Raw genomic sequence first — 20,936 nt, forward strand, 5'->3', positions numbered from 1 at the left:
GGAAGCACCGCGAGGTGTGTGGGACAGACCGCAGCCTTTGGCGGGGCAGGGCCGCGCGTCGCGCCGGGCAGGTGGAGGGAGTGCCTGGGATGAGGACAGCCGGCCTCTTCGGAGGCGAGGGCGACCAGGCTGGCGCCGGGCCGCCGCAGCGCAGTGGGCTGCTGGATCTGCTGAGTGTCGCGGCGGTGCTGCTGGATGCCGAGGGACGAATCGTGTTGTGGAGCCCGCAGGCCGAGGAGGTGTTCGGCTACACCGCGCCGGAGGCGCTGGGCCAGTACGCGGCACGGCTGCTGGTCGACGAGCAGAACCTGGAAATGATGATCAGGCTGTTCACCGAGGTCATGAGGACGGGCCAGGGATGGGCCGGCGCCTTCCCTGTCCGGCACAAAGACGGCACTACCCGGCTGGTGGAGTTCCGCAACATGCGACTGTCGGACGACCGGGGTGACTTCTATGCCCTGGGCATCGCCACCGACGAGGCGATCCTGCGCCAGGTGGAACGTGACCTGGCCCTGTCCACGCGTCTGGTGTCGCAGTCCCCGATCGGGCTGGCCGTCCTGGACACCGACCTGCGGTACGTGGCCGTCAACCCGGCGCTGGCGCGGATCAACGGCGTCCGAGCCGAAGACCACCTCGGGCGACCAGTCCGAGAGGCCCTGCCTTTCCTGGAGGTCGATGCGATCGAGGCCGCGCTGCGGCATGTCCTCACGTCCGGAGAGCCCCTGATCGACCAGCAGAGCGTGGGACGCACACCCGCCGACCCCGACAACGATCACGCGTGGTCAGCCTCCTACTACCGGCTCGATGGTCCCGGCGGGCGAGTACTGGGGGTAGCCGTCGTGCTGGTGGATGTCACTGATCGGCACCGTGCCCGGCAGCGCTTGGCTCTGATCGCCGATGGCTCCGCCCGTATCGGCACCACTTTGGATGTGGAACAGACCGCCCGCGAGCTGGCCGACGTCGCCGTCCCCGAGCTCGCCGACATCGCGGCCGTTGACGTCCTGGACTCCGTCCTGGACGACCGCCAGCCGACGGCACCCGGCGCCGGCCGGGCACTCTTCCGTGCCCTGGCCGTGAAAGCCGCGTACCCCACCGAGGCCGTCCGCGCCGCCGACCCTGCCGGCCACCTCGCCAGCTACGGCGCGGAGCGCCTGGCCACTCTATGCGTACGGACCGGCCGCCCCATTCTGATACCCCACGTCGGCGAGCGGGACCTGGCCCGCATCGCCCGTGACGCCGAGGCCGCCGTCATCCTGGCCCGCGCCGGCATCCACAGCTATCTCTTGACGCCCCTGATCGCCCGCGGTGAGGTGCTCGGCACCCTGGGCCTCACCCGTGCCCGCAACCCGCTGCCCTTCGACAACGACGACCTCACCCTGGCCGGTGAACTGGCCGATCGAACCGCGGTGTGCATCGACAATGCCCGCCTGTACCAAGGTGCACGCAACATCGCTGTGACCCTCCAGCGCAGCCTGCTGCCGGACCTCCCACCGCAGCAGGCAGGCCTGGAGGTCGCCTCCCGATATCGGCCCGCCGGAACGACCATCGAGGTCGGTGGCGACTGGTTCGATGTCATCCCCCTCAAGGAAGACAAGACCGCGCTGGTCGTCGGCGATGTGATGGGCAGCGGCATAGGCGCCGCCACCACCATGGGACGCCTGCGCACCGCCACCTCCACCCTGGCCGACCTCGACCTCCCACCCACCGAGCTGCTGCGCCACCTCGACAAGATCACCGCGGACCTGGAGCAGTACGCCACCTGCGCCTACGCGGTCTATGACCCGCACCGTGCCCTGTGCCGCATCGCTGTCGCCGGACACCTTCCCCCGGTGCTGATGCGTGACGGCGAGCCCCCCGAACTGCTCGACCTGCCCACCGGCGCACCCCTCGGGGTCGGCGGTGTCGCCTTCGAAGTCACCACCTTCGGCCTGGCCCCCGGCGACCAACTGGTCCTCTACACCGACGGCTTGGTCGAGACCCGCCACCACGCCATCGACGAGCGCCTGGACCTCCTCCTCCAACTGCTCCACAGACCCGACCGATCCTCGGAAGAAACCTGCGACCGGCTCCTGGAGGCACTGCGCGATCCGGACGACCACGACGACGTCGCCATACTCATCGCCCGAGCCCGACGCTGGCCCCGGCCCTAGATGATCGATTCCAAGGTTTGGTCGACGCCCGCTGCATGTGTTCGCGCTTCCGGTGCGAGTCGATCACCCGATGAGGGGCCAGCCGATGACCTGTTCCAGTTGGAGGTCGCGGAGGACAGCTTTGTCGAGCTTCGCGTCGGTGGCATTCGTCAGCCCGTGGGGTGGGGCACCGGTGAGGACCGGGCCGAAGCGGGCGCCGGTCAGGTCCGCGGCGCGCAGGTCGGCGCCAGTCAGATCGCAGCCCGCCAGGGTGACCCCCCGCATGGAGGCGCCGCTCAGATTCGCTCCGCGAAGATCGCATAGTTTGAAATGGCAGCCATCGAGAGTGGCTTGGCGGAGATCCGTCTCGCGAAATGTGCACCGCGTGAACCACAACGACTGCAAGCGCACCGAAGCGAGATCCGCGCCGTCAAAGGACTCCCGCTGGAGAGTCGCGTACTGACGGCGGGATGCGAGGTTCTCCTTCAGCGTTACCAGTCGGCTCATGCTGGACATCGTGCCAGCCCTTGAACGGGGCTGTCGTTGCTGGACAGGTCGGATGAACCTCCCCTCGGTGTAGGACAGTTCATGGCGACGTATTGCCCGTCCGTGATCCAACAGGCAGGGTCACTTGATGACAGGCTCTAGGTGTGACTGCCGCCACCGGGCTCGTTCAGGGTGATGTCGTCGGCGTAGTAGCTGCCCTGTGCGTACCAGCCGTGCACGTAGATCGTCGCGCTGGTCTGGGAGGCGCCTGTGGTGAAGGAGACGGTCAGGAGGCTGTATCTGGTGGGGGAAGTGGTCCAGGTGGATGCGCCGCCGTTCACGCCCAGGTAGACGTAGGAGCCGCGGACCCAGGCGCTGAGTGAGTAGGTGGTGTTCGGCCGTACCGTGACGGTCTGGTTGCACTGCGCGGTGTCGCTCGAACTCACCGTCCCCTGGAGGGCTTTGGAGCCCGCGTGGACGGGGGAGGAAACGATCGAGCCGGGGTTGCCGGCGCAGCTCCACGGCGAGAGGCCGCCCGACTCGAAGCCGGGGTTGGTCAGGGCGTCGGCGACCCCGACCGCGCCCGGGGCGGCCGATGTCGGGTCGGCTGACGCGCTCGCCGCGGGTGCGGTCGGGGTGGCTTCGGTAGGGCTGCGGATCAGGAGAGAGCAGCCGAAGCCCACGACGGCCGCCGCGGCGATCGAGATCACCACGGCCGCCCGGCGCTGTCCGGGCCCCAGGCGCGGGCGGTCCACGGCACGCGGCGGGCGGGTGTCGCCGTCGAGTGTGGGGAGTTCCTCCGTCTTGCCGCCGGGGGCACGCGGGAGTTCCTCTGTCTCGCCGTCGGTCGGGGTGTGGGGGATGGGTGCCACGGTTGCGCGGCCGCGGTAGTCCTTGTCCTGGCGTATGTCGTCGAGCAGTTGGGCCAGCGCGTCGGTGCGGCGCGGGCGCAGCACGCGGATGGGCTCCAGCGCGGTGTGGTCGTCCGGTGCGTCGGACGCGGACGGTGTGGACATGGTGCTCTCCTTCCGGCCCGTGGCATAGACCAGAGTTGTCCCTCGGAATTCATACGTAACGCCCGCTCCGGAGGTTCAGCCGGCACCGCATCCGGGGAAGCCACGCTCGACGCCCGTGAGATCAGGGACAGCCGTACGCCGACCGGGCGTTGACACGGGCGGGGCTGAAGTCCTGGCGTATCGCGAACGCCGTCCGGTTGTCCACGGCGAGCACATGGTCCTTGTCCCGCGTCGACATGACGCCCGCACCGAGCTGCCCGGCACGCGGCGGAGGCTGTGCCCGATCGGCCGGCGCATCGACACCCACTTGCCGAGACCACCAGTCCGCGGCAGGACTACCGGGTGACATCCTGCTCTGGCTCGCGGACAGTGGATACGCCTGTGCCGCCTCCTTCGAGGAGTTCGCCGGCCTGCCTCTCCTGGTCTCGGCCGCCAGCGAGGCCGACCAGTCGGGCTTCGTTGCGAAGCGCCAGACCGCCCCGCCCCCGCCGGCCAGCGGGCCATGGCGACCGCCTGGCGACTCCGGACGGCCGAGCTCCGTACCGCCAGCGCAGCGCCCTGGTCGAACCGGGCTTTGCCCAGCTCTTCCAGCGGTTCGGCCGACGCCTCGACAACCGAGGCCATCGAGCCGTCGATGCGGAGATCAAGCTTCTCGGCACCGTCCACAACCTCAGCAAACTCATCACGAGCACCACCCGATTCCGCTTTTGACTCGCGGCCGGGCGAAGTCGTGCGACAGCCTTCGAAGCTTGCTGCGAGCTGCGCGAAACTCCCGACCGTAACGTGGTCGGGTCCACGCTCTTCGGGGCGTGCTGACCGCAGGGCGGGTGACGTCACCGGGCTCACAAGTGCGCGAAGCTCCTGGCAGAGAAGGTTGTTCCTGTTTGATACCCCATCTACCAGGAGCTTCGCCGTTCTGAATTGCCAACCCACCATAATCAGGTTGAAAATCCACATTGATTCGGTACTGGGGAGGTGGCTATTCGGTTGGTGAGAAGGCTTGATGGCCGGTCGTTCCCATGGGTGGCGGTCAGCAGGTGAGGTTGGAGCCTGCGGGGACGCCGAGGACAGAGGTGAAGGAGAGGTAGTCGTTGACGCGGTCCTGCATCTCGGCGGTGTTGCCGCCGTTGCACTCGATGCTGCCGTTGATGCTGCGGATGGTCTCGCCGAAGCCCGCGCCGTTGACCATGGCGTTGTGTCCGGTCATCGTGCCGGGGCCGGTCTGGGTGTTCCAGTACCACAGGCCGGTCTTCCAGGAGATCGCCGAGTCGGAGGCAACCAGGCCGGGGTTGTCCAGCAGGTCGACGCCGAGGGCGTCGCCGGCGGCCTTGTAGTTGAAGTTCCAGCTGAGCTGCATCGGGCCGCGTCCGTAGTAGGCGTAGGTGCCGGCGGGGCAGCCGTAGGGCTCGCTCGCGCAGTAGTTCCCGGACTGGTCGACCTCGTTGATGTAGACGAGGCCGCCGGTCTCGTGGTCGACGTTGGCCAGGAACGCCGCGGCCTCCTGCTTCTGCACGGTGGCGCTGCCGGTGGTGGCGAAGCCGGGGTAGGCGCTGAGCGCGGCCACCAGGCCGCTGTAGCTGTAGAAGGAGTTCCGGTTAGGGAACATCTGGTTGAACTGGGCTTCGCTGACCACGAATCCGCCGGTGCCGCCGCCCGTGCCTCCTCCACCGGAGCCTCCGGTGCAGGTGTAGGGGGACCAGTACCAGGTGCTGATGGTGGGGTCGTATCCAGGGTTGTCGTGGGTGGCGATGTAGTACTGGCCATTGGGGGTGTACTGCACGATGGCGCCGGTCGCATAGGACTGTCCGGCCACCCAGGCGGGGTAGTTGCAGCTGCCGCCGCCGGTGCCTCCTCCGCTGGAGCCACCGCAGGCTCCTTGGTCGGCCCAGACTGCGGCGACGCCGGGCGTCTCGCCCTGTGTCCACCACTTGGCCTGCCAGTTGTCGCCGTTGTAGGAGGCAGTCATGCCGCCGGTGTAGACCGCGCCGGAGCTCCAGGCCGCGGCGCAGTCCGCTGCCGCCGCGGGGCTCGCGACGCCGAGGACGGTGAACGCGCTGAGGAGGCCGGCCAGGACGGCCAGCAGTGCTGTCATGTACCTGCCATAGGCGGGTCTGCGATGCTCGCTGGGCATGGTTGTGCTCATCTGCCACTCCAGAGGTAGGGGGTGAGTGGGGGACCCCAGCAGCAAAGCCTGATTGGTCCAGACCAGTCAACGGCTAGGTAAGGAGTTTTGTCATGTCATGGGCGATAGTTGCTTCCCTTGCCCCGTGGCGGGGCCGCAGGCGGATCGTGGCTCTTGTCTCACGGTCTCCGTACGGAGGGACCGCGCAGGTTTCGGATGGAGAGCGACGTCAGAGTAGAGAGTTGTCCGATCGGGCAAGTTCGTTCATCGGGCCGTACCTGCCGATCGGCGAGTAAGGCCCGTATCCCGAGTGGCTGAGGCAGCAGTTCGAGGGTGTGATCTGGCCCGGCCGATACGGTGGCCTGGACGGTGACCCGGCCCTCGCATGTCAACATCGACCTGCTCGTCGTCCGCCCGCGCGCCCAGGCCGCCCAGCACAAGGTGTACCGCGAACTCCGAGCCGCGGCCGGTGCGCGGTTCCCGGGGCTGGGCGAGGGCCGGTCTGCACGCGTGGCTACCGTGGGTCCGGCATCCACCGGCCCTACTCCTGGAGACCCCTGTGCCCGTATCCCTCGGCGAGAACGTGGTGGCGATGCTGCGACGCCCCAGCACCTGCTACATCGCCACGACGATGCCCGACGGCTCGCCCCAGCTCACCCAGACATGGGTCGACACCGACGGCGAGCACGTCCTGATCAACAGCGTGGAGTCGCATCAGAAGACCCGGAACATCGCGCGCGACCCGCGGGTGGCCCTAGCGGTCTCCGACCCCTCGGAACCGTCCTCCTACGTCCAGATCCGCGGCCGTGTGGTGCGGGTGACCACCGAGGGAGCGGGCGAGCACATCGAGGCGCTCGCGCAGAAGTACCTCGGCGGGCCCTACCCGTGGTTCGGCGGCCGCGACCAGGTCCGGGTGATCTACGTGATCCAGCCCGAACGGATCACCAGCCCCCGCGGCTGAGCTCGTGTCACGAGGCCGGGGTCCGCGGCACGTCGGGGGACCGCCGCGTCGCGTGGCCTCACACCTGGACCGGCTCCACCTCGGTGGCCGCCGGTACGGCGGCGTTCGCGGCGCGGCGGCGGGCGGGGACGCCGGAGTACCAGTAGCCGGCGACCATCAGGGCGATGACGACGACGGTCTCGGCGGTGCCCCACACCCAGATAATTCGGCTCTGTCTGGGATCTTGTGACGATCAGGGCGCCGAAGGTCTACTGATTCGCTTCGATATGAGCACTGGCACCGACTTCGCGGAGTTCGGCCACCATGGCGATGGCGACTTCTTCCGGCACGTTCTCGAGGACGCTCGCCGGCAGTTCACTGATGAGGGACTTGCAGCGCCACAAACTCAGCCCGGTTCGCCTGTGAAGCAGCTTCATGATCTCGGTGGCCTGGGGGCCGAAGTCAGACAGAACTACCGTGTGCGGCAGGTCGTCGCAGACGAGCAAGAACGATTCGCTCACCGTGTCTGACCCTCCATCAGTCCGCGGATGTCCTGCAGCATATGGCGAGGCTCGGCGATCACGTCCCGAGGAGAATGCGTCTGCGGAGCAGTTCAAGGTTGGCCCAGGCCGGCGGTGACGGCGTCCAGGTCTCGCTTCATACCGTTGACCAGGGAGTGGAGGGCGGGCACCGGGGGCGGCCTCGATCTCGACGGCACGGGCGTCATCCGGCGCCTTGGCGCACCCGGCTTTACTCCTTTGCCGTGCCGGTTCAGGCCCGGTGGAGACCGACACCATGCCCGACCCCAGAGCGCTGCAGGACTGGCCACGCGCGTTGGTGTCTGACACTTCGTCCAGGTCGCCGAATTCGTCAGCGGCCGGGGCGGGCTGGAGCGGCGCCTGCGGCCAGGCCCTGACGGCGGCGCGGGCGGGGGTACATGACGCGGCAGCACAGGGTCAGGCCGCGCAGTGCGAACGCGATAGGCAGGGTCCGGGCATGGACGGTGAGGGCGGCAGCGACTGGTCGGTTGCTGGGCTCGATGGCCTACTGGTGAAGAGGAGTTGTTCTGACCGTGCGCTGTTCGGTATCGCTGAAAGCGTGTCCGTGAACCCCTCTCGTGGTGTCAGCGGAGCGGTTGACGTATAAGGAAAACGAGTTGGGCACATGCGGGCTCTGCCCACAGCAGAAGCCTCTTGGCGTGATCGGGCCGCGCTGATTGAGTTCCGCCATGGAGCGCATGGAGATCCTGGTTCTCGGCGGTACGGCTTGGCTGGGCCGTGAAGTGTCCCGGCAGGCCCTCGACCGCGGCCACCACGTGACGTGCGTGGCTCGTGGCGACAGCGGGCCCGTGGCGGAAGGCGCGCGGCTGGTGGCCGCGGATCGGCGCAACCCCACCGCGTACGCGTCCCTGCCCAGCCGGGAATGGGACGCTGTGCTTGAAGTGTCCTGGCAACCCGGCTTCGTACGGAACGCAGTTGCGGCCCTGGGCGCGCGGGCACGTCACTGGATCTACGTCTCCTCGGTCAGCGCATACGCCTCCCACGGTGAGCCCGGCGCGGGCGAGTCCGCCGCCCTGCTGCCCGCCACAGACCACGAAGAGGTCGACCGTGACCAGTACGGCGAGGCCAAGTCCGCCTGCGAAACGCTCACCCAGACGGCCCTGGCCGACCGCCTCCTGATCGCACGCGCCGGACTCATCGGCGGGCCCGGCGACCACAGCGACCGCTCCGGCTATTGGGTCGCCCGTGCCGCCCGTGCCCCCCAGGCGCCGCTGCTCGTCCCCGACACCCCCAAAGCCTCGACGCAGACCGTCGACGTGCGCGACCTGGCGTCCTGGCTCCTCGACGCTGCAGAACACCGAACCACGGGCACGTACAACGCGGTTGGCCCGACTATGCCCTTCGCCGAGTGGATCGAGTTGTCCCGCAGCGTCGGCGGACACACCGGACCAGTCGTCACGGTGGCGTCCCAGCAGCTCCTCGCGCACGGAGTGGCCCAGTACATGGGCCCCGACTCACTGCCCATGTGGTTGGTCGAACCAGGATGGGAGGGCTGGGCAGCGCGTGACGGATCTGCCGCCACTACCGCGGGCCTGCGCCACCGCTCCCGCGCCGACCTCCTTGCCGACACACTGCGCTGGGAACGCAAGCAGGGACTGCATCGGCCACGCCGCGCGGGACTCGCCCCGGACAGAGAGCGTGAAATCCTGGCGTCCCTCGGATGAGAACCCGTCCCTATTGACGCGCCGAAGTCAGTACTGCAGGGGTGGCCGACGAGACCGTCGTGGCCGGATGTCGGACTGTGCCGCTGGAAGGTGTCACGGCACAGTCGTTCGATGAGGCCGGTGAGCGACTGTACGTGCCCATGGGTGGCGCTGCTCAGCCTTCGCGCGCGTCCCCGAGGGACACGGTGTCCCTTGCGGCGGGGGCCTTGACGGTGAGGGGCTGGTTGAAGTCGAGGAAGGTGACGGTCAGGTCCAGCGGACTGCGCCCGGTCTCGGGAAAGAACTTCTCGTTGTGCGTGCCCCTGAGGCGGAACTGCTTGGTGCGGCCGCTGCCGTCGATCCACAGGTCCATGGCGAGCGGTTCGGTGATCTCCAGCCCGACGAGCTGGTCCAGCCGGTCACCGGTCAGGTCGTCCGTCGTGACGGTCCCCGTGTAGTGGGCGCTGCTGGTGCCGGCGACCGTCTCGGTCCCGACCAGCTTGAGGTCCTTGGACCCGGTCAGCATCGCGGACTGCTTGATCGGGCTCTCCTCCAGTTCGCTCGGCAGCAGGCCGAACGCCTGGTTCTGGGAACTGCCACGTCCCCAGACGGCCGGAGCGGCACTGAGCCAGCCCTTGCCGTCGGCCCGGCGGGCGCGCAGCGCGCTGCCGCCGGCGTACATCGTGTCCTTGACGAACCGGAACTCCATCGGCCCGTGCCATGCCGTGCCGGACTCGGCCGTCACCTTCATGCTCATGGCCCAGGGTTTCGTGGTCATGGAGGCCTCGCCTTCCACGTGCCCCATCGACGGGACGGTCCCGGCGATCCGGTAGCGGAGCGAGGTGAAGGTCTCGGTGTGCTTGGCTGCCTTCGCCACCGCTGCAACGGGCTTCTCTCCGGCAAGGGCGTCGGTCCCCGTGGAGGTGGTGGAGACGGCCGCCGCCCGGGGCGAGGAACTGTCCGCGGAAGCGGCCGCGGAGTCCTTCGCGTCGGTGGCGCCGCAGGCGACGCTTCCTCCGGCGAGCAGCACGCCCACGCATGCGGCGCGCGTCACTCGTCGCGGCAGCATGCCGCGCGTCCAGAGCCGTACAAGTCCCCCATAGGGCAGAAGGTCCACATCAAGGCCACGAGGGAGTTCCGTGCTGTTCGGTGTGTCCTGCGGTCTGCTGGACGTATGTTCACCTCACATGAATCCGCTGGTCAAGTGGCTGCAAGGGCGTTGCCGCCGGCCAGGGAGCCTCGGAGGTGACTTCTTCGGGCCGGCACGGTGTGCAGGGGTGCGAGCCGGCCGGGGATCGGGCGGAGGCCATGGTGGGAAGTGTCCGCGGCGCAAAGACACCATCCCCGCCGTCAGTTAGCCACCGCAGCTGGAACCCAAACCGTGGGGCAGGTCAAAGATGTCACCCGATCGTGCAGCAGACCCCCTTGCCGGTCGTGGCGTGCTGTGGGGGCCTGCTGTTGTGCGGGCACCGGTGGTCGCAGTGCGACCGAAGCTCCTGAGCGTCTTCGGACCGTGGTGGCGAAGAAGGCTGATTGAGGTGTTGTCCTAGTCGTGATCGGTGGCAAGGGCAACCTGCCGCCAGGTGTCCATCTCTTTGCGGAAGGTGTCCAGCTTGGCGTCGAAGGCTTGCAGGGTGTCGGCTCCGAGCGGGAGGCGCAGGGGTGGTTCGGGGGCGGCGGCCATTTCGACGATGGCGCGGGCGGCTTTGACCGGGTCGCCGGGCTGGGCGTGGTTCAGGCTCGTGGCGGCTGCACGCATCGCGCCGACGGTGGGCGCGTACTCGTCGATGGTGTCGGGGCCGGTGCGCAGGCTGGCGTGGTCGAGGAAGTCGGTGCGGAAGAAGCCGGGTTCCACGAGGGTGACGTGGATGCCGAGGGGGGCCAGTTCGGTGTGGAGGGTCTCGGTGAAGCCTTCGACGGCGAACTTCGTGGAGGCGTAGATGCCCCAGCCGGGCGCGGTGGCGAAGCCCACGATGGAGCTGATGTTGATCACGTGGCCGGAGCGCCGGCGGCGCAGCACCGGCAGTACGGCGCGTTGGACGGCGAGCGGGCCGAACACGTTGGTCTCGTACACCGCGCGCACCGCGACGTCGTCGGACTCTTCGACGGCTGCGAGCAGTCCGGTGCCGGCGTTGTTGACCAGGACGTCGATCCGGCCGAACCGCTCGATCGCCGCGTCGACGGCCGCGTGGATGCTCTGCGGGTCGGTCACGTCCAGCGCCACGGTGAGCAGCATGTCGTCGGCGTCGGGAAACTGCTCGCGGACGGTTTCGGTTTTCCGCGCGGTCGCGACGACCTGGTGGCCGGCGGTGAGGGCGGCACGGGTGATCTCCAGGCCGAGGCCGCGGGATGATCCGGTGATGAACCAAACGCTCATTGTTGTCTCCGGTGTTCAGGCAGTGGGCAGTTCGAAGGCCGCGCGGTTCTGGGCGATGAAGCCCTCGACGCCGAGGGGGTCGCTGCCGCCGATCGTCTTCACGAGGTCGTTGGTGCCGGCGAAGACGCCGTTGCGGTAGTCGACGGCTACGGCGAGCAGGTGCTGGATCAGGTGGTCGGGCGCGCCGCGCCCGTGCAGGATGGCGGCGAATTCGTCGAGTTCGATGGGTACGTAGGTGACGTCGCGGTCCAGTGCCCGCGACATCTTCTCGGCGATCTCGTAGTGGTTGAGTTCCTCGGCTCCGTATAGCGGGTAGATCTGGCCGGCGTGCGGGGCGGGGTCCTCCAGGATGGCCGCGATCACCTTCGCCTGGTCGCTTTCCGCGATGGGGGCGTGGCGTCCGTCGGCGAACGGCAGGCGCAGTTCGCCGGTTCCGTCGGCCCAGGTGTCGATCAGCCATTGGGCGAAGAAGGTCGGGCGGATGTGGGTGACGGGAACCGGGGCGTGGTCCAGGACGCGTTCGGCGACCCAGTGCTGGCGTGCCGCGTTGCTGGCGGTGTTGCGGCGGGCGGAGATCTGCGACATGTTCACGATCGCCTGGACTTCGTTCTCTTCCGCTGCCTGGGCCACGTTCACGGTCGCGTCCATCAGGCCGGAGCGGATCGGATAGGTGAAGTACAGGGCGTCGATCCCCTTGGTCGCCCGGGACAGGGAGTCCAGGTCGAGGACGTCGCCTTCCACGACGTCGGCTCCGAGGGCGGCGAGCCGCTCGGCGCGCCCGTCGGGGCCGCGGACGAGTGCACGGACGCGGTGACCGCGCTGGAGCAGGAGTTCGGTGGTGTGGCCGCCGGTCTTGCCGGTGGCCCCGATCACGAGGAGGTTGCGTTCCATGAGGGTGATCTCCGTTTCTTGAGAGGGCGCTGGCGGGAACTCCAGCGTCAGTCCTTCGAGCGGGTGTCGCAGAAGATGAATGAGAGGCGGTGCGACGCCCGTCTGGCAGGGGGCTGTGGTTGCGGGCCCGGCGCGCATGGCCGCGCCCCTGCGGTCAGGGTGTGTCGCGGGGCCGGAGGGCGAACAGCGCGGTGGCCGCGGCGACGGCGGCGCCGGCCTGGACCGACCAGGCACGGTCGAATCCGGTGGTCGTGGCCTGGGGGGTGAGGGCGACGAGCAGGGCCACGCCCACGGCGCTGCCGATCTGGCGGCTCATGTTGAGTACGGCGCTGCCGGTGGTTGCGCGTTCGGGTGCGAGGGTGCCGGCGGCGGCGAACAGCGGCGCCTGAGCCAGACCGCCGGCCAAGCCGACCAGGATCAGGCCCGGGAACATGCCGCCCCAGTAGTCGGGGGTGGTGTGCACGGTCGCGAGCCAGTAGCCGGCGGCGAGTGCCATGGCCAGCGTGCCGGTCACGGCGGGGGTGGTGCGTCCGAAGCGGCGCTGGATGGGGCCGGCGTTCATCGCGAAGGCGATCGAGGCGAGTGGGGCCGGGGCGATGGAGACGCCGGCGCGCAGCGGGCTGAAGTGCCAGACCTCTTGCATGAACAGGGCGGTGCTGAGCAGGACGATGGCGAAGCCGACGGAGAACAGGAACAGGGCCACGGTGGCGGCGGTGAACGGCCTGCTGGCGAACAACTGCCTTTCGATCACTGGCGACTTGCCGCGCAGGGTGCGCTCGGCGGTCGCGGCCCCGGCCAGGACGGCTGCGCCGAACAGGGCCACGGTGCGGGTATCCGTCCAGCCCCACCCCGGTCCCTGGACGGTGGCGAGCACCAGCAGGCTCACGGCCAGCAGGAGGGCGAGAGCGGATGCCGGGTCCGGCACAGCGGCGCCTTTGAGCCGGCGCACCTCGGGCAGCAGCAACGCGCCGGCGACGAGGGTGGCGATGCCGACGGGAATATTGATCAGGAAGATCCACCGCCAGTCGAGGGTGACGAGCAGACCGCCGACGGGCGGGCCCGCCGAGGCCGCGATCGCGCCCACACCCGCCCACAGGCCCACTACCAGGGTGTGCTGGCGCGTGGGGAAGTTCGGGTAGAGCAGGCCGAGTGAGGTAGGCACGATCATCGCTGCGCCGACGGCCTGGAGAGCCCTGGCACCGACCAGCACGCCGAGGCTCGGTGCGGCGGCCGCGACGGCGGAGGTGAGGGTAAAGAGTGCCACTCCGGACAGCAGAATCTTCTTGCGCCCCCAGTGGTCCGCGATCCGACCCGCGGGCACGAGCACGGCGGCGAAGACGATCGCGTAAGCCGACAGAACCCATGACACGCTCGCGACGCTCGTGCCCGGGAACGACCGGCCGATCGCGTCGAGGCCGACGTTGACGACGAAGTAGTCGAGCTGTGCCATGAAGGCGACGGCGCCCAGCACCGCCATGATGCTCCAGCGGTGCGGGTGACGCGTCTCGGCGACGGCTGGAGCCGGGACACCGTGCGGTGCCGTCGCGACCGCCTGCGGTGCAGCCTGTGTGGACATCCTGTCCGCCTCCCAAAGGAATGGGCTTGGTAACCCTTTTTCGGCCTGCCTCCAGGAGACACTCCATGGAAAGGGTTGTCAAGCCCCTTGTTGCGTTACGATGGTCGCCATGACCACCACCAGCGAAGCGTCGGGCCAGAAGCTGACCGCCAAGGGTCTGGCCACCCGTGCACGCATCGTCAGGGCGGCCGCCGAGCTGATCTACGAACACGGCGCGCAGAACACCAACAACGAGCAGATCCGGGTGGCCGCCGGCGTCAGCGGCTCGCAGCTGACGCGCCACTTCCCCACCAAGGAGTCCCTGGTACGCGCGGTGCTCGCCTGGCAGGCCGACAGCATCGTCGCCCGCCACCAGGCGCCCGAGCTGGGCGAGCTGGACAGCTTCGCCGCCCTGCATCGGTGGGCCGACTCCTACATCGCCTCGCAGGACATGCTGCGTGGCGGGTGCACGTTCGGCTCCCTGGCCGCCGAGGTCGTCAAGAACGAGCCTTCCCATCGGGACGCGGTGGCCGACGGCTTCGAACGGTGGCAGGAGCTGTTCAGGCGCGGCCTGAGCAAGATGCGCGAGCGTGGCCAACTGCGGTCCGAGGCCGATCCGGCCGCGCTCGCCCACCTGCTCACCGCCGCGTTCCAGGGCGGAGCACTGCTGGACCAGGCGGCCGGTGAGTCGACACCCCTGCGTGACGCGCTGTACGGGGCCCTGGCCTACATCGAGTCATTCGCCGCAGAACGCTGACCGCACCGCGGAGCGCGGTCCTTCGAGTGGGCGGTGCTCAGGAAGCGCCTGAGGCGGCTGGGCGGAGCGCCTGCCGGGACCGGGCTCGTGCCGTGAGCGGGAGCCCCGTGAATGCTTGACCGGCGACGCGCTCCAGCGCGGCTGTGTCGAGGCCGCCCCTGGCCAGTACTTCCATGCCCCGGTTGATCGCCATGAGCAGCTGGCTGATTTCGGGGGCGTCCGCCTCGGGGTCGAGGTCGCCATGGCGCTGCGCGGCCTGAACGCAGTCGGTCAGTGACCCCTCGATTCTCCCCAGGGCCTGCTTGACACGGGCGGTGGCCTGCGGATCGTGGTCGGCTCCCTCGACGACGAAACCGGTCACCATGCAGCCGAGCCGGTCGGGGTCATCGTGCACAAATCGCGCTGACTTGACGAGGTATGCGTGGAGCCGTTCCAGCGCGGTGTCATCGGGGCCGTCGAGTACGGCCGCCCAGGCGCTCTCGGTGCGCCCGCAGTACGCCTCCAGTGTCCGCAGGTACAGCTGGCTCTTGTCGCCGAAGGCGGCGTAGAGGCTGCCGCGGCCCAGCCCGCCGGCCTTGGCGATGTCGTCAACGCTGGTACCGGCGTATCCGGTGCGGCGGAACTGTCGCTCGACGGCCTGTACGACCTTGTCCTTGTCGAATCCTGGTGGGCGCCCCATGGCAGCCAGCCTACAGGCGGCACGAGCATTCTTGACATTCCGTTCCACAAGTTCGTACGGTTCCTGACGGATCGGTCCAGAATCCTGGGTCGTTGCCCGCGGCTTCCCGCGAGTCCCGCAGAACGGATGAGACGTATGTCCTCGCATGGCGGAACCAATTCCCTCGCTACCGGTGACGGCAATCCCGTTGCGGCTCACAGCAACCGGACGGCGACCGACGTAGTCACCTCTGACCTGGTGTTTCGCCTCACGCGGGGGGTGGAGGGCAGCGGCCATACCGTGAGTTGCACCCCCATGACGGGCGAGATTGTCGCGGAACTGCCCGAGTCGACACCCCACGATGTGGAGGTGGCGTTCAGCAGGGCCCGGGAGGCCCAGCGAGAATGGGCCTCTCTTTCGGTGCGCAGGCGTGCGGCAGTACTGCTCCGATTTCACGACATCCTCCTGGACAAACAGGCCGAGGCGATGGACCTCATCCAGGTGGAGACAGGAAAGGCCCGCCTGCATGCACACGAGGAAGTGCAGGGAGTCGCCGTGGTGGCCCGGCACTACGGGCGCAGGGCCCCCGCCTACCTCCGGCCGCGGCGACACCTCGGCGCGTTTCCCCTGTTCACGAAAGTCACCGAGTGGCACCACCCGCGAGGCGTGGTCGGGCAGATCGTCCCCTGGAACTACCCCCTTGAACTCTCCCTGGCGGACGCGCTGCCCGCGCTCGTCGCCGGCAACGCCGTGGTGACGAAACCGGACACACAGAGCGCCCTGACGCCACTGTGGGCGCGCAGGCAGCTCATCGAGGCCGGGCTGCCGGCCGACATCTGGCAGATAGTCATCGGCGACGGCCGGGTCGTCGGGCCCGCCGTCGTGGATCGGGCCGACTACGTCGCGTTCACCGGCTCTGTCCGCACCGGCCGCGAAGTCGCAGCCCGCGCGGCGACCCGTCTGGTCGGCGCCTCACTCGAACTGGGCGGCAAGAACGCCCTGCTCGTGCTGGCCGACGCGGACCTGGACAAGGCGGTCGAGGGCGCGGTGCGCACGAGTTTCTCCTCGGCCGGCCAGTTGTGTCTGTCGACCGAGCGGATCTTCGTGCACTCCTCGGTCGCGCCCGCGTTCTTGGAGCGATTCATCCAGCGCACAAGAGCGCTCACCCTCGGCACAACGCTGAGCTACGGGGTCGGAATGGGTTCACTGGCGGGCCGGCGCCAGCTGGAAACGGTGTCCCGGCATGTCGACCAAGCCGTCGCCGAGGGGGCCACCGTCCTCACCGGGGGAAAGCCGCGCCCTGACATCGGCCCCTTCTTCTATGAGCCCACCGTTCTGGACGGCGTGGAGCCCACGATGGCCGTCCACACGGAGGAGACGTTCGGACCGGTCGTATCGGTGTACCGCTTCACCGACGAGGACGAGGCGATCGAGCAAGTGAACGCCACGCCGTACGGCCTCAACTCCAGTGTCTGGACGAAGGACACACGGCGCGGCGAACGCATCGCGGCCCGTCTGCAGAGCGGCACCGTGAACATCAACGAGGGCTACACATCCGCCCATGGCAGCGTCCGGTCCCCGATGGGCGGCATGAAGGACTCCGGACTCGGCCGTCGGCACGGCCTCGAAGGCATCCTCAGCTACACGGAGGCGCAGACCGTCGCCACGCAGCGGATACTTCCGCTGGCCCCGTCGATGGGCATGGACGATCAGCAGTACGCGGCTTTCATCAGCATGAGCCTGCGTGTCATGAAGGCACTGAGGCTCCGCTGATGACCGCACCGAGGTGCGCGGAGCCGCTCGCACGCTGTCATCGGCACGCCCGGCTGCTCGCCCTCTTACCGAACTGATCGCGACTGCGCACAACCCGCGGGTGAGGTGTACGGGCCGGTCGCCGAGCACAGCGGCGGCGAAGAGCCTGGCCGCCAGCCGGCACTTCGCCTTGGCCGCCTCCGTGGTCCTGGTCCACGTACCGACGGCCACGCCCTGAGAAAGTGAGATGACTCGAGTATGGCGGACTATTGCGCAACCTCGGCGGGAACGTCGCGGACGATCTCCGTCAGCTCGCCGGAATCGATGTCGTAGAAAAGGCCGTAAATCTCAACGTGCTTCGGGGTTCCTGGGCTGTTGCGGATCAGGCGCACGTCGTAGGTGAGCGACTTCTCGAAGTCGGTGATGGCGATGCCGTCCCAGTCGTACAACGACGAGATGTCGGAGTGCTGCTCATCTTTCCGAGCAGTTCCGTCCCGAAGCCAGCGGAGACGAGCTCGCTCCCCTGCGGGAGTGGATGCTCGACAACCTCGCGGCCACGTTCACTGTGGACGACCTTGCGGAGCGCGCCCATATGTCGCGGCGGACCTTCATCCGCCGCTTCCGTGAGGAGACCGGCACCACGCCGATGGCCTGGCTGACCGACGCGCGTATCGATCGGGCACGCGAACTACTGGAGGCGAGCGCTGCGCCCGTCGAGCAGGTCGGCCGCCTCACCGGCTTCGGCGCGCCCACTTCCCTGCGGGCCGCCTTCCACCGGCATCTCGGCACCTCCCCCCAGGAGTACCGGACTCTGTTCCGCCACAAGGCGGAGCCGGCGCAGACCTGACGGTGCGCCAGCCAGTGCCCAGCGGGCGCCCCATGGGGCCGGCTTGAAGGCCACCCGAGCATTCTTGACATGTCGTTCCAGAAATCCGTAGGGTTCTTGACAAGGCGGTCCAGAACTCTGCCGCCAGTTGTTCTCGACTCCCCTCGAAGCCCACGGAACGGAAAGAGACGCATGTCTTCGCAAGATCAGATGGCCCCTCCGCTAGCACAGAGGGGAGGTGAAGGATCCTCGAGCACCCGTCCGGCTCTCATCCTCACCGTGCTGGCCATGGCGAGTTTCCTCGGCCAACTCGACGTATGGATCACCAACGTCGGCCTGCCGAACATCGGGCAGGGCATCGGCTCGACCTCTCTGTCGGACCTGAGCTGGGTGCTCAATGGCTACGCGATCGTCTTCGCCGCCCTTCTCGTCCCTGCCGGGCGGCTCGCCGACCGCTTCGGACGCAAGAACGGCTTCCTTCTCGGCATGGCCGTCTTCGTGGCAGCGAGCCTCGGAGCGGCTCTGTCCGGCGACGTGTGGGTGCTGGTCGTCTTCCGCGCCATCCAGGCGGTGGGCGCCGCCCTGCTGACCCCCGCCAGCCTCGGCCTGGTCCTGACGAGCGCCCCCGCCGACAAGGTGGAGCGGTACGTCAAGATCTGGTTCACCGCAGGCTCACTGTCCGGGGTATGCGGACCGATCTTCGGTGGGCTGCTCCAGATCTCCTGGCGGTGGCTGTTCCTGGTGAACATTCCCGTCGGGCTGCTCGCCATTGCGATGGCTGCTCGGCTCGTGGCCAACGCCAAGCACGAACAAGACGCCCGCATCCCCGACCTGCTCGGCGGTGTCCTGCTGATCGTCATGGTCGGCGCCCTGGCTCTCGGCGTGGTCAAGGCGCCCGACTGGGGCTGGTCGGACACCCGCGTCATCATGTCTCTGGTAGTGGCAGTGGTCGGGCTGGCCGCGTTCCTGCTCCGCTCGTCACGCCACCAGGTGCCCGTAGTCGACCTTTCCCTCTTCCGTGACCGGATCTTCGCCTCGGGAAACCTCGCCGGCATGCTGCAAGTGGCCGCGTTCGGCAGCCTCCTGCTGTCGACGATCCTCTGGCTGCAGACGCACTGGCACTACTCCGCCATCAAGACCGGATGCGCCAGCCTTCCCGGCCCGATCGGCTTCGCGGTGGCCGCCACTGTCAGTGAAACCCTCCAGCGCCGATTCCGGATCCCGGCCGGCGTCATCGCGGCGGTCGGCAGCGCGATCGCCTCTGCCGGCATCCTTCTCTTCGCCGTTCTGCTGCACAACGACCCGAACTACGCTTCCGGAGTCCTCCCGTGCTGGCTGCTCTTCGGGTTCGGCGCCGGCCTGGCGCTCCCGACCGTCGTCTCTTCCGCGACGGTCGGCCTGCGCCCCGAGCAGGCCGCTACCGGCAGCGCCATCGTGACCATGTCGACCCAGATCGGTTCGGTCGTCGGCATCAGCATCCTGGTCGCCATGCTCGGCACCGCCTCCGGTGGAGCCTCTCTGGACACCTACCGTCACGCATGGCTGGTCACGATGGCCCTCATGGCCGCAGCTGCCGTGGTGTCGCTGGGCGTCTCACAGAAAAGGCCGGTGGCAGCACGATGACGGCATCCGTTCCGGCCCAGGCTTCCCGCGCCGCGGACTCCGCCGGCGGCCGGGCCCGCTGGCTCGGCCTCCTGGTGGTCTGCCTCGGCGTCATGATGGCCTTCGTCGACGTCACCTCCACCATCTCGGCCCTGGGAGACATACAGAGCGACCTGCACGTCACCGCGAGCACGCTGGTGTGGATCACCAGCGCGTACAGCCTTGCTGTCGTTAGCTTCGTGATGTCCGCCGGGACCTTCGGCGACCTCGTGGGACGTCGGCGCGTGTTCAGCCTGGGGGCCGCCGTCTTCCTGGCCGGCAGCGTAGTCGCTGTCTTCGCCGACAGCGCAGGCATGCTCATCACCGCACAGGCGATCGCGGGCCTCGGCGGGGCAGCCGTGCTGCCGACGAGCCTCGCGATCGTCAGCGCCACGTTCACCGACCCGCACGAGCGCACCGCCGCGATCGGCATCTGGGCCGCGTGCTCCGGAGTTGGTCTGGCCGTCGGCCCGATCCTCGCCGGAGCCCTGCTCGAACACTTCTCCTGGCACGCCGTCTACATCGCCAACATCGTCATCGCCGGCGCGGCCCTCCTCCTGGCCCCGGCCTTCGTGACCGAGTCCAAGCACCCCACGCGCAAGCCCGATCTCGCGGGCCTTGTCCTGGGCACGGTGATGACGGCCTCGGCCACTTACGCGATCATCCAGGGTGGCTCCACGGGATACACCAAGGCGCCGATCATCACCATGTACGTGGTCTTCGCGGTATCTCTGTTCCTGTTCGTACGGGTGGAACTCCGTCACCCCGACCCCATGCTGGACCTGAGGCTCTTTCGGAGCGCATCCTTCTCCGCCGTGATGGGCGTGGCCGCTGTCAGCGTCTTCGGACTGGTCGGTGTCGCCCTGCTCAGCGTGCTCTACATGGAACGTGTGGGACAGACCAGCCCCGTCGACGTCGGCGTGCGCCTGCTGCCACTGTTCGGAACGTTCCTCCTGGTCACCGTGGTGTCCGCCCGGGTGCTGGTACACCGGGTCGGCCTCACCCCCTTGATCACCGCGGGTCTGCTCCTCATCGGAGCCGGTTCCCTTGCGCTGCTCGCGACCGATGCGTCGGGAGGTTACGGAGTGATGTGGCCCGGGCTGCTCATCGCGGGCATCGGCGCGGGCCTGCTGACGGCGCCTTCGACGGCTGCCGCGGTCAACAGTGTCCCGCCTCAACAGGAGGGCATGGCGGCAGCAGCGGTGAACATGGCTCGTCAGCTGGGAACCGTGCTCGGCCCCAGTGTGCTCGGAACGATGGTCACCAGCCGCTTCCCCCGGAACCTGCACGACCGTCTCGTCGAGGCGGACATCCCCTCGCCGCAGGCGGACAAGATCGTGGAGGGTGTGTCACACGGCAGCGGCGCGACAGACCTCCCCGCATCCCTCGCTCGCGTGGTGGGAACGGCGGTACCGAGGGCGTTCACCGACGCCGTGCACCTGGGCAACGTCATAGGCGGAGTCGTACTGATCGTCATGGCCGTGCCTGCGGCGCTGTTCGTCCGCCAGAAGGTCCACGGCCCCCGGACATCCACCGAATCGTGAGCGGTACGTCGACGGGACGGCGTGCGGCGCCCACCGGGC

The 20,936-nt window shown here is 68.6% G+C and carries 19 protein-coding genes and 2 pseudogenes; 10 read left to right on the plus strand and 11 right to left on the minus strand.

Features of this window, described 5'->3' with window-relative positions:
- The first annotated feature begins 89 nt into the window (after nt 1-89).
- The gene (locus tag ACWGJB_RS40775; RefSeq protein ID WP_453385067.1) at nt 90-2,150 is read left to right on the plus strand and encodes a SpoIIE family protein phosphatase; all 2,061 of its coding nucleotides are present in this window, start codon (nt 90-92) and stop codon (nt 2,148-2,150) included.
- Nucleotides 2,151-2,213: 63 nt separating this feature from the next.
- On the opposite strand, the gene ACWGJB_RS40780 is transcribed toward ACWGJB_RS40775, so the two are convergent.
- Both ACWGJB_RS40780 and ACWGJB_RS40785 read right to left on the minus strand, forming a co-directional pair.
- Nucleotides 2,214-2,636, minus strand: a complete 423-nt coding sequence (locus ACWGJB_RS40780; protein WP_453385068.1) for a pentapeptide repeat-containing protein — start codon at nt 2,634-2,636, stop codon at nt 2,214-2,216.
- A gap of 149 nt (nt 2,637-2,785) precedes the next feature.
- Nucleotides 2,786-3,298 (minus strand): annotated as a pseudogene (locus ACWGJB_RS40785) (carbohydrate binding domain-containing protein); the annotation flags it as partial.
- 714 nt (nt 3,299-4,012) lie between these two features.
- Here ACWGJB_RS40785 and ACWGJB_RS40790 point away from each other — a divergent pair.
- Entirely contained in the window at nt 4,013-4,342 is a 330-nt protein-coding gene (locus ACWGJB_RS40790) for a transposase (protein WP_453385069.1), read from the plus strand.
- Nucleotides 4,343-4,661: 319 nt separating this feature from the next.
- Here the strand turns inward: ACWGJB_RS40790 and ACWGJB_RS40795 are convergent, their stop codons facing one another.
- Nucleotides 4,662-5,774, minus strand: coding sequence for a glycoside hydrolase family 19 protein (locus tag ACWGJB_RS40795; RefSeq protein ID WP_453385070.1), 1,113 nt, complete (start codon nt 5,772-5,774; stop codon nt 4,662-4,664).
- A gap of 327 nt (nt 5,775-6,101) precedes the next feature.
- On the opposite strand from ACWGJB_RS40795, the pseudogene ACWGJB_RS40800 reads away from it, so the two are divergent.
- Together ACWGJB_RS40800 and ACWGJB_RS40805 are read left to right on the plus strand one after the other, a co-directional pair.
- A pseudogene (locus tag ACWGJB_RS40800) lies at nt 6,102-6,206 on the plus strand (oxidoreductase); the annotation flags it as partial.
- Between the two features lie 106 nt (nt 6,207-6,312).
- Complete coding sequence (locus ACWGJB_RS40805; RefSeq protein WP_453385071.1) at nt 6,313-6,714, plus strand: PPOX class F420-dependent oxidoreductase; 402 nt, start codon at nt 6,313-6,315, stop codon at nt 6,712-6,714.
- Between the two features lie 58 nt (nt 6,715-6,772).
- Here the strand turns inward: ACWGJB_RS40805 and ACWGJB_RS40810 are convergent, their stop codons facing one another.
- Both ACWGJB_RS40810 and ACWGJB_RS40815 read right to left on the minus strand, forming a co-directional pair.
- Nucleotides 6,773-6,910, minus strand: a complete 138-nt coding sequence (locus ACWGJB_RS40810) for a hypothetical protein (RefSeq protein WP_453385072.1) — start codon at nt 6,908-6,910, stop codon at nt 6,773-6,775.
- A 52-nt stretch (nt 6,911-6,962) separates the two neighbouring features.
- Nucleotides 6,963-7,214, minus strand: a complete 252-nt coding sequence (locus ACWGJB_RS40815) for a ribosomal protein L7/L12 (RefSeq protein ID WP_453385073.1) — start codon at nt 7,212-7,214, stop codon at nt 6,963-6,965.
- A gap of 716 nt (nt 7,215-7,930) precedes the next feature.
- On the opposite strand from ACWGJB_RS40815, the gene ACWGJB_RS40820 reads away from it, so the two are divergent.
- The gene (locus ACWGJB_RS40820; protein ID WP_453385123.1) at nt 7,931-8,917 is read left to right on the plus strand and encodes an NAD-dependent epimerase/dehydratase family protein; all 987 of its coding nucleotides are present in this window, start codon (nt 7,931-7,933) and stop codon (nt 8,915-8,917) included.
- A gap of 154 nt (nt 8,918-9,071) precedes the next feature.
- On the opposite strand, the gene ACWGJB_RS40825 is transcribed toward ACWGJB_RS40820, so the two are convergent.
- The 4 genes from ACWGJB_RS40825 to ACWGJB_RS40840 all read right to left on the minus strand — a co-directional run bounded on the left by ACWGJB_RS40825 (nt 9,072) and on the right by ACWGJB_RS40840 (nt 13,740).
- Nucleotides 9,072-9,965, minus strand: coding sequence for a hypothetical protein (locus ACWGJB_RS40825; RefSeq protein WP_453385074.1), 894 nt, complete (start codon nt 9,963-9,965; stop codon nt 9,072-9,074).
- A gap of 477 nt (nt 9,966-10,442) precedes the next feature.
- The gene (locus ACWGJB_RS40830) at nt 10,443-11,273 is read right to left on the minus strand and encodes an oxidoreductase (RefSeq protein WP_453385075.1); all 831 of its coding nucleotides are present in this window, start codon (nt 11,271-11,273) and stop codon (nt 10,443-10,445) included.
- A gap of 15 nt (nt 11,274-11,288) precedes the next feature.
- A complete protein-coding gene (locus ACWGJB_RS40835; RefSeq protein WP_453385076.1) occupies nt 11,289-12,164 on the minus strand; it encodes an NmrA family NAD(P)-binding protein in 876 nt (291 codons plus the stop codon).
- A 154-nt stretch (nt 12,165-12,318) separates the two neighbouring features.
- Nucleotides 12,319-13,740, minus strand: a complete 1,422-nt coding sequence (locus ACWGJB_RS40840) for an MFS transporter (protein ID WP_453385077.1) — start codon at nt 13,738-13,740, stop codon at nt 12,319-12,321.
- Between the two features lie 109 nt (nt 13,741-13,849).
- On the opposite strand from ACWGJB_RS40840, the gene ACWGJB_RS40845 reads away from it, so the two are divergent.
- Nucleotides 13,850-14,476 (plus strand): TetR/AcrR family transcriptional regulator, encoded by a 627-nt coding sequence (locus ACWGJB_RS40845; protein WP_453385078.1) that lies wholly within the window; start codon nt 13,850-13,852, stop codon nt 14,474-14,476.
- A gap of 37 nt (nt 14,477-14,513) precedes the next feature.
- On the opposite strand, the gene ACWGJB_RS40850 is transcribed toward ACWGJB_RS40845, so the two are convergent.
- Nucleotides 14,514-15,155 (minus strand): TetR/AcrR family transcriptional regulator, encoded by a 642-nt coding sequence (locus tag ACWGJB_RS40850; RefSeq protein ID WP_453385079.1) that lies wholly within the window; start codon nt 15,153-15,155, stop codon nt 14,514-14,516.
- A gap of 126 nt (nt 15,156-15,281) precedes the next feature.
- Here ACWGJB_RS40850 and ACWGJB_RS40855 point away from each other — a divergent pair, with 126 nt between their 5' ends.
- A complete protein-coding gene (locus ACWGJB_RS40855) occupies nt 15,282-16,907 on the plus strand; it encodes a succinic semialdehyde dehydrogenase (RefSeq protein ID WP_453385080.1) in 1,626 nt (541 codons plus the stop codon).
- 245 nt (nt 16,908-17,152) lie between these two features.
- On the opposite strand, the gene ACWGJB_RS40860 is transcribed toward ACWGJB_RS40855, so the two are convergent.
- On the minus strand, nt 17,153-17,335 hold the full coding sequence (locus ACWGJB_RS40860) for a hypothetical protein (RefSeq protein WP_453385081.1): 183 nt from the start codon (nt 17,333-17,335) through the stop codon (nt 17,153-17,155).
- Between the two features lie 86 nt (nt 17,336-17,421).
- Between ACWGJB_RS40860 and ACWGJB_RS40865 the strand changes: the two genes are divergently transcribed.
- The 3 genes from ACWGJB_RS40865 to ACWGJB_RS40875 all read left to right on the plus strand — a co-directional run bounded on the left by ACWGJB_RS40865 (nt 17,422) and on the right by ACWGJB_RS40875 (nt 20,897).
- Nucleotides 17,422-17,733 carry a helix-turn-helix domain-containing protein gene (locus tag ACWGJB_RS40865; RefSeq protein ID WP_453385082.1) on the plus strand — a complete coding sequence of 104 codons (312 nt, stop codon included), beginning with the start codon at nt 17,422-17,424 and terminating at the stop codon, nt 17,731-17,733.
- 267 nt (nt 17,734-18,000) lie between these two features.
- A complete protein-coding gene (locus ACWGJB_RS40870) occupies nt 18,001-19,335 on the plus strand; it encodes an MFS transporter (protein WP_453385083.1) in 1,335 nt (444 codons plus the stop codon).
- Entirely contained in the window at nt 19,332-20,897 is a 1,566-nt protein-coding gene (locus tag ACWGJB_RS40875; RefSeq protein WP_453385084.1) for an MFS transporter, read from the plus strand. Before ACWGJB_RS40870 ends, ACWGJB_RS40875 begins: the two co-directional genes overlap by 4 nt.
- The last annotated feature ends 39 nt before the right edge of the window (nt 20,898-20,936 follow it).

The organism is Streptomyces sp. NPDC054813 (assembly GCF_053611365.1).

Coding starts and splice junctions, on each gene's coding strand:
- ACWGJB_RS40875 (WP_453385084.1), top strand. CDS start 19,332: ATGACGGCATCCGTTCCGGCCCAGGCTTCCCGCGCCGCGGACTCCGCC.
- ACWGJB_RS40830 (WP_453385075.1), bottom strand. CDS start 11,273: ATGAGCGTTTGGTTCATCACCGGATCATCCCGCGGCCTCGGCCTGGAG.
- ACWGJB_RS40855 (WP_453385080.1), top strand. CDS start 15,282: ATGAGACGTATGTCCTCGCATGGCGGAACCAATTCCCTCGCTACCGGT.
- ACWGJB_RS40845 (WP_453385078.1), top strand. CDS start 13,850: ATGACCACCACCAGCGAAGCGTCGGGCCAGAAGCTGACCGCCAAGGGT.
- ACWGJB_RS40775 (WP_453385067.1), top strand. CDS start 90: ATGAGGACAGCCGGCCTCTTCGGAGGCGAGGGCGACCAGGCTGGCGCC.
- ACWGJB_RS40865 (WP_453385082.1), top strand. CDS start 17,422: ATGCTCGACAACCTCGCGGCCACGTTCACTGTGGACGACCTTGCGGAG.
- ACWGJB_RS40795 (WP_453385070.1), bottom strand. CDS start 5,774: ATGAGCACAACCATGCCCAGCGAGCATCGCAGACCCGCCTATGGCAGG.
- ACWGJB_RS40780 (WP_453385068.1), bottom strand. CDS start 2,636: ATGAGCCGACTGGTAACGCTGAAGGAGAACCTCGCATCCCGCCGTCAG.
- ACWGJB_RS40850 (WP_453385079.1), bottom strand. CDS start 15,155: ATGGGGCGCCCACCAGGATTCGACAAGGACAAGGTCGTACAGGCCGTC.
- ACWGJB_RS40820 (WP_453385123.1), top strand. CDS start 7,931: ATGGAGATCCTGGTTCTCGGCGGTACGGCTTGGCTGGGCCGTGAAGTG.
- ACWGJB_RS40840 (WP_453385077.1), bottom strand. CDS start 13,740: ATGTCCACACAGGCTGCACCGCAGGCGGTCGCGACGGCACCGCACGGT.
- ACWGJB_RS40825 (WP_453385074.1), bottom strand. CDS start 9,965: ATGCTGCCGCGACGAGTGACGCGCGCCGCATGCGTGGGCGTGCTGCTC.
- ACWGJB_RS40870 (WP_453385083.1), top strand. CDS start 18,001: ATGGCGAGTTTCCTCGGCCAACTCGACGTATGGATCACCAACGTCGGC.
- ACWGJB_RS40835 (WP_453385076.1), bottom strand. CDS start 12,164: ATGGAACGCAACCTCCTCGTGATCGGGGCCACCGGCAAGACCGGCGGC.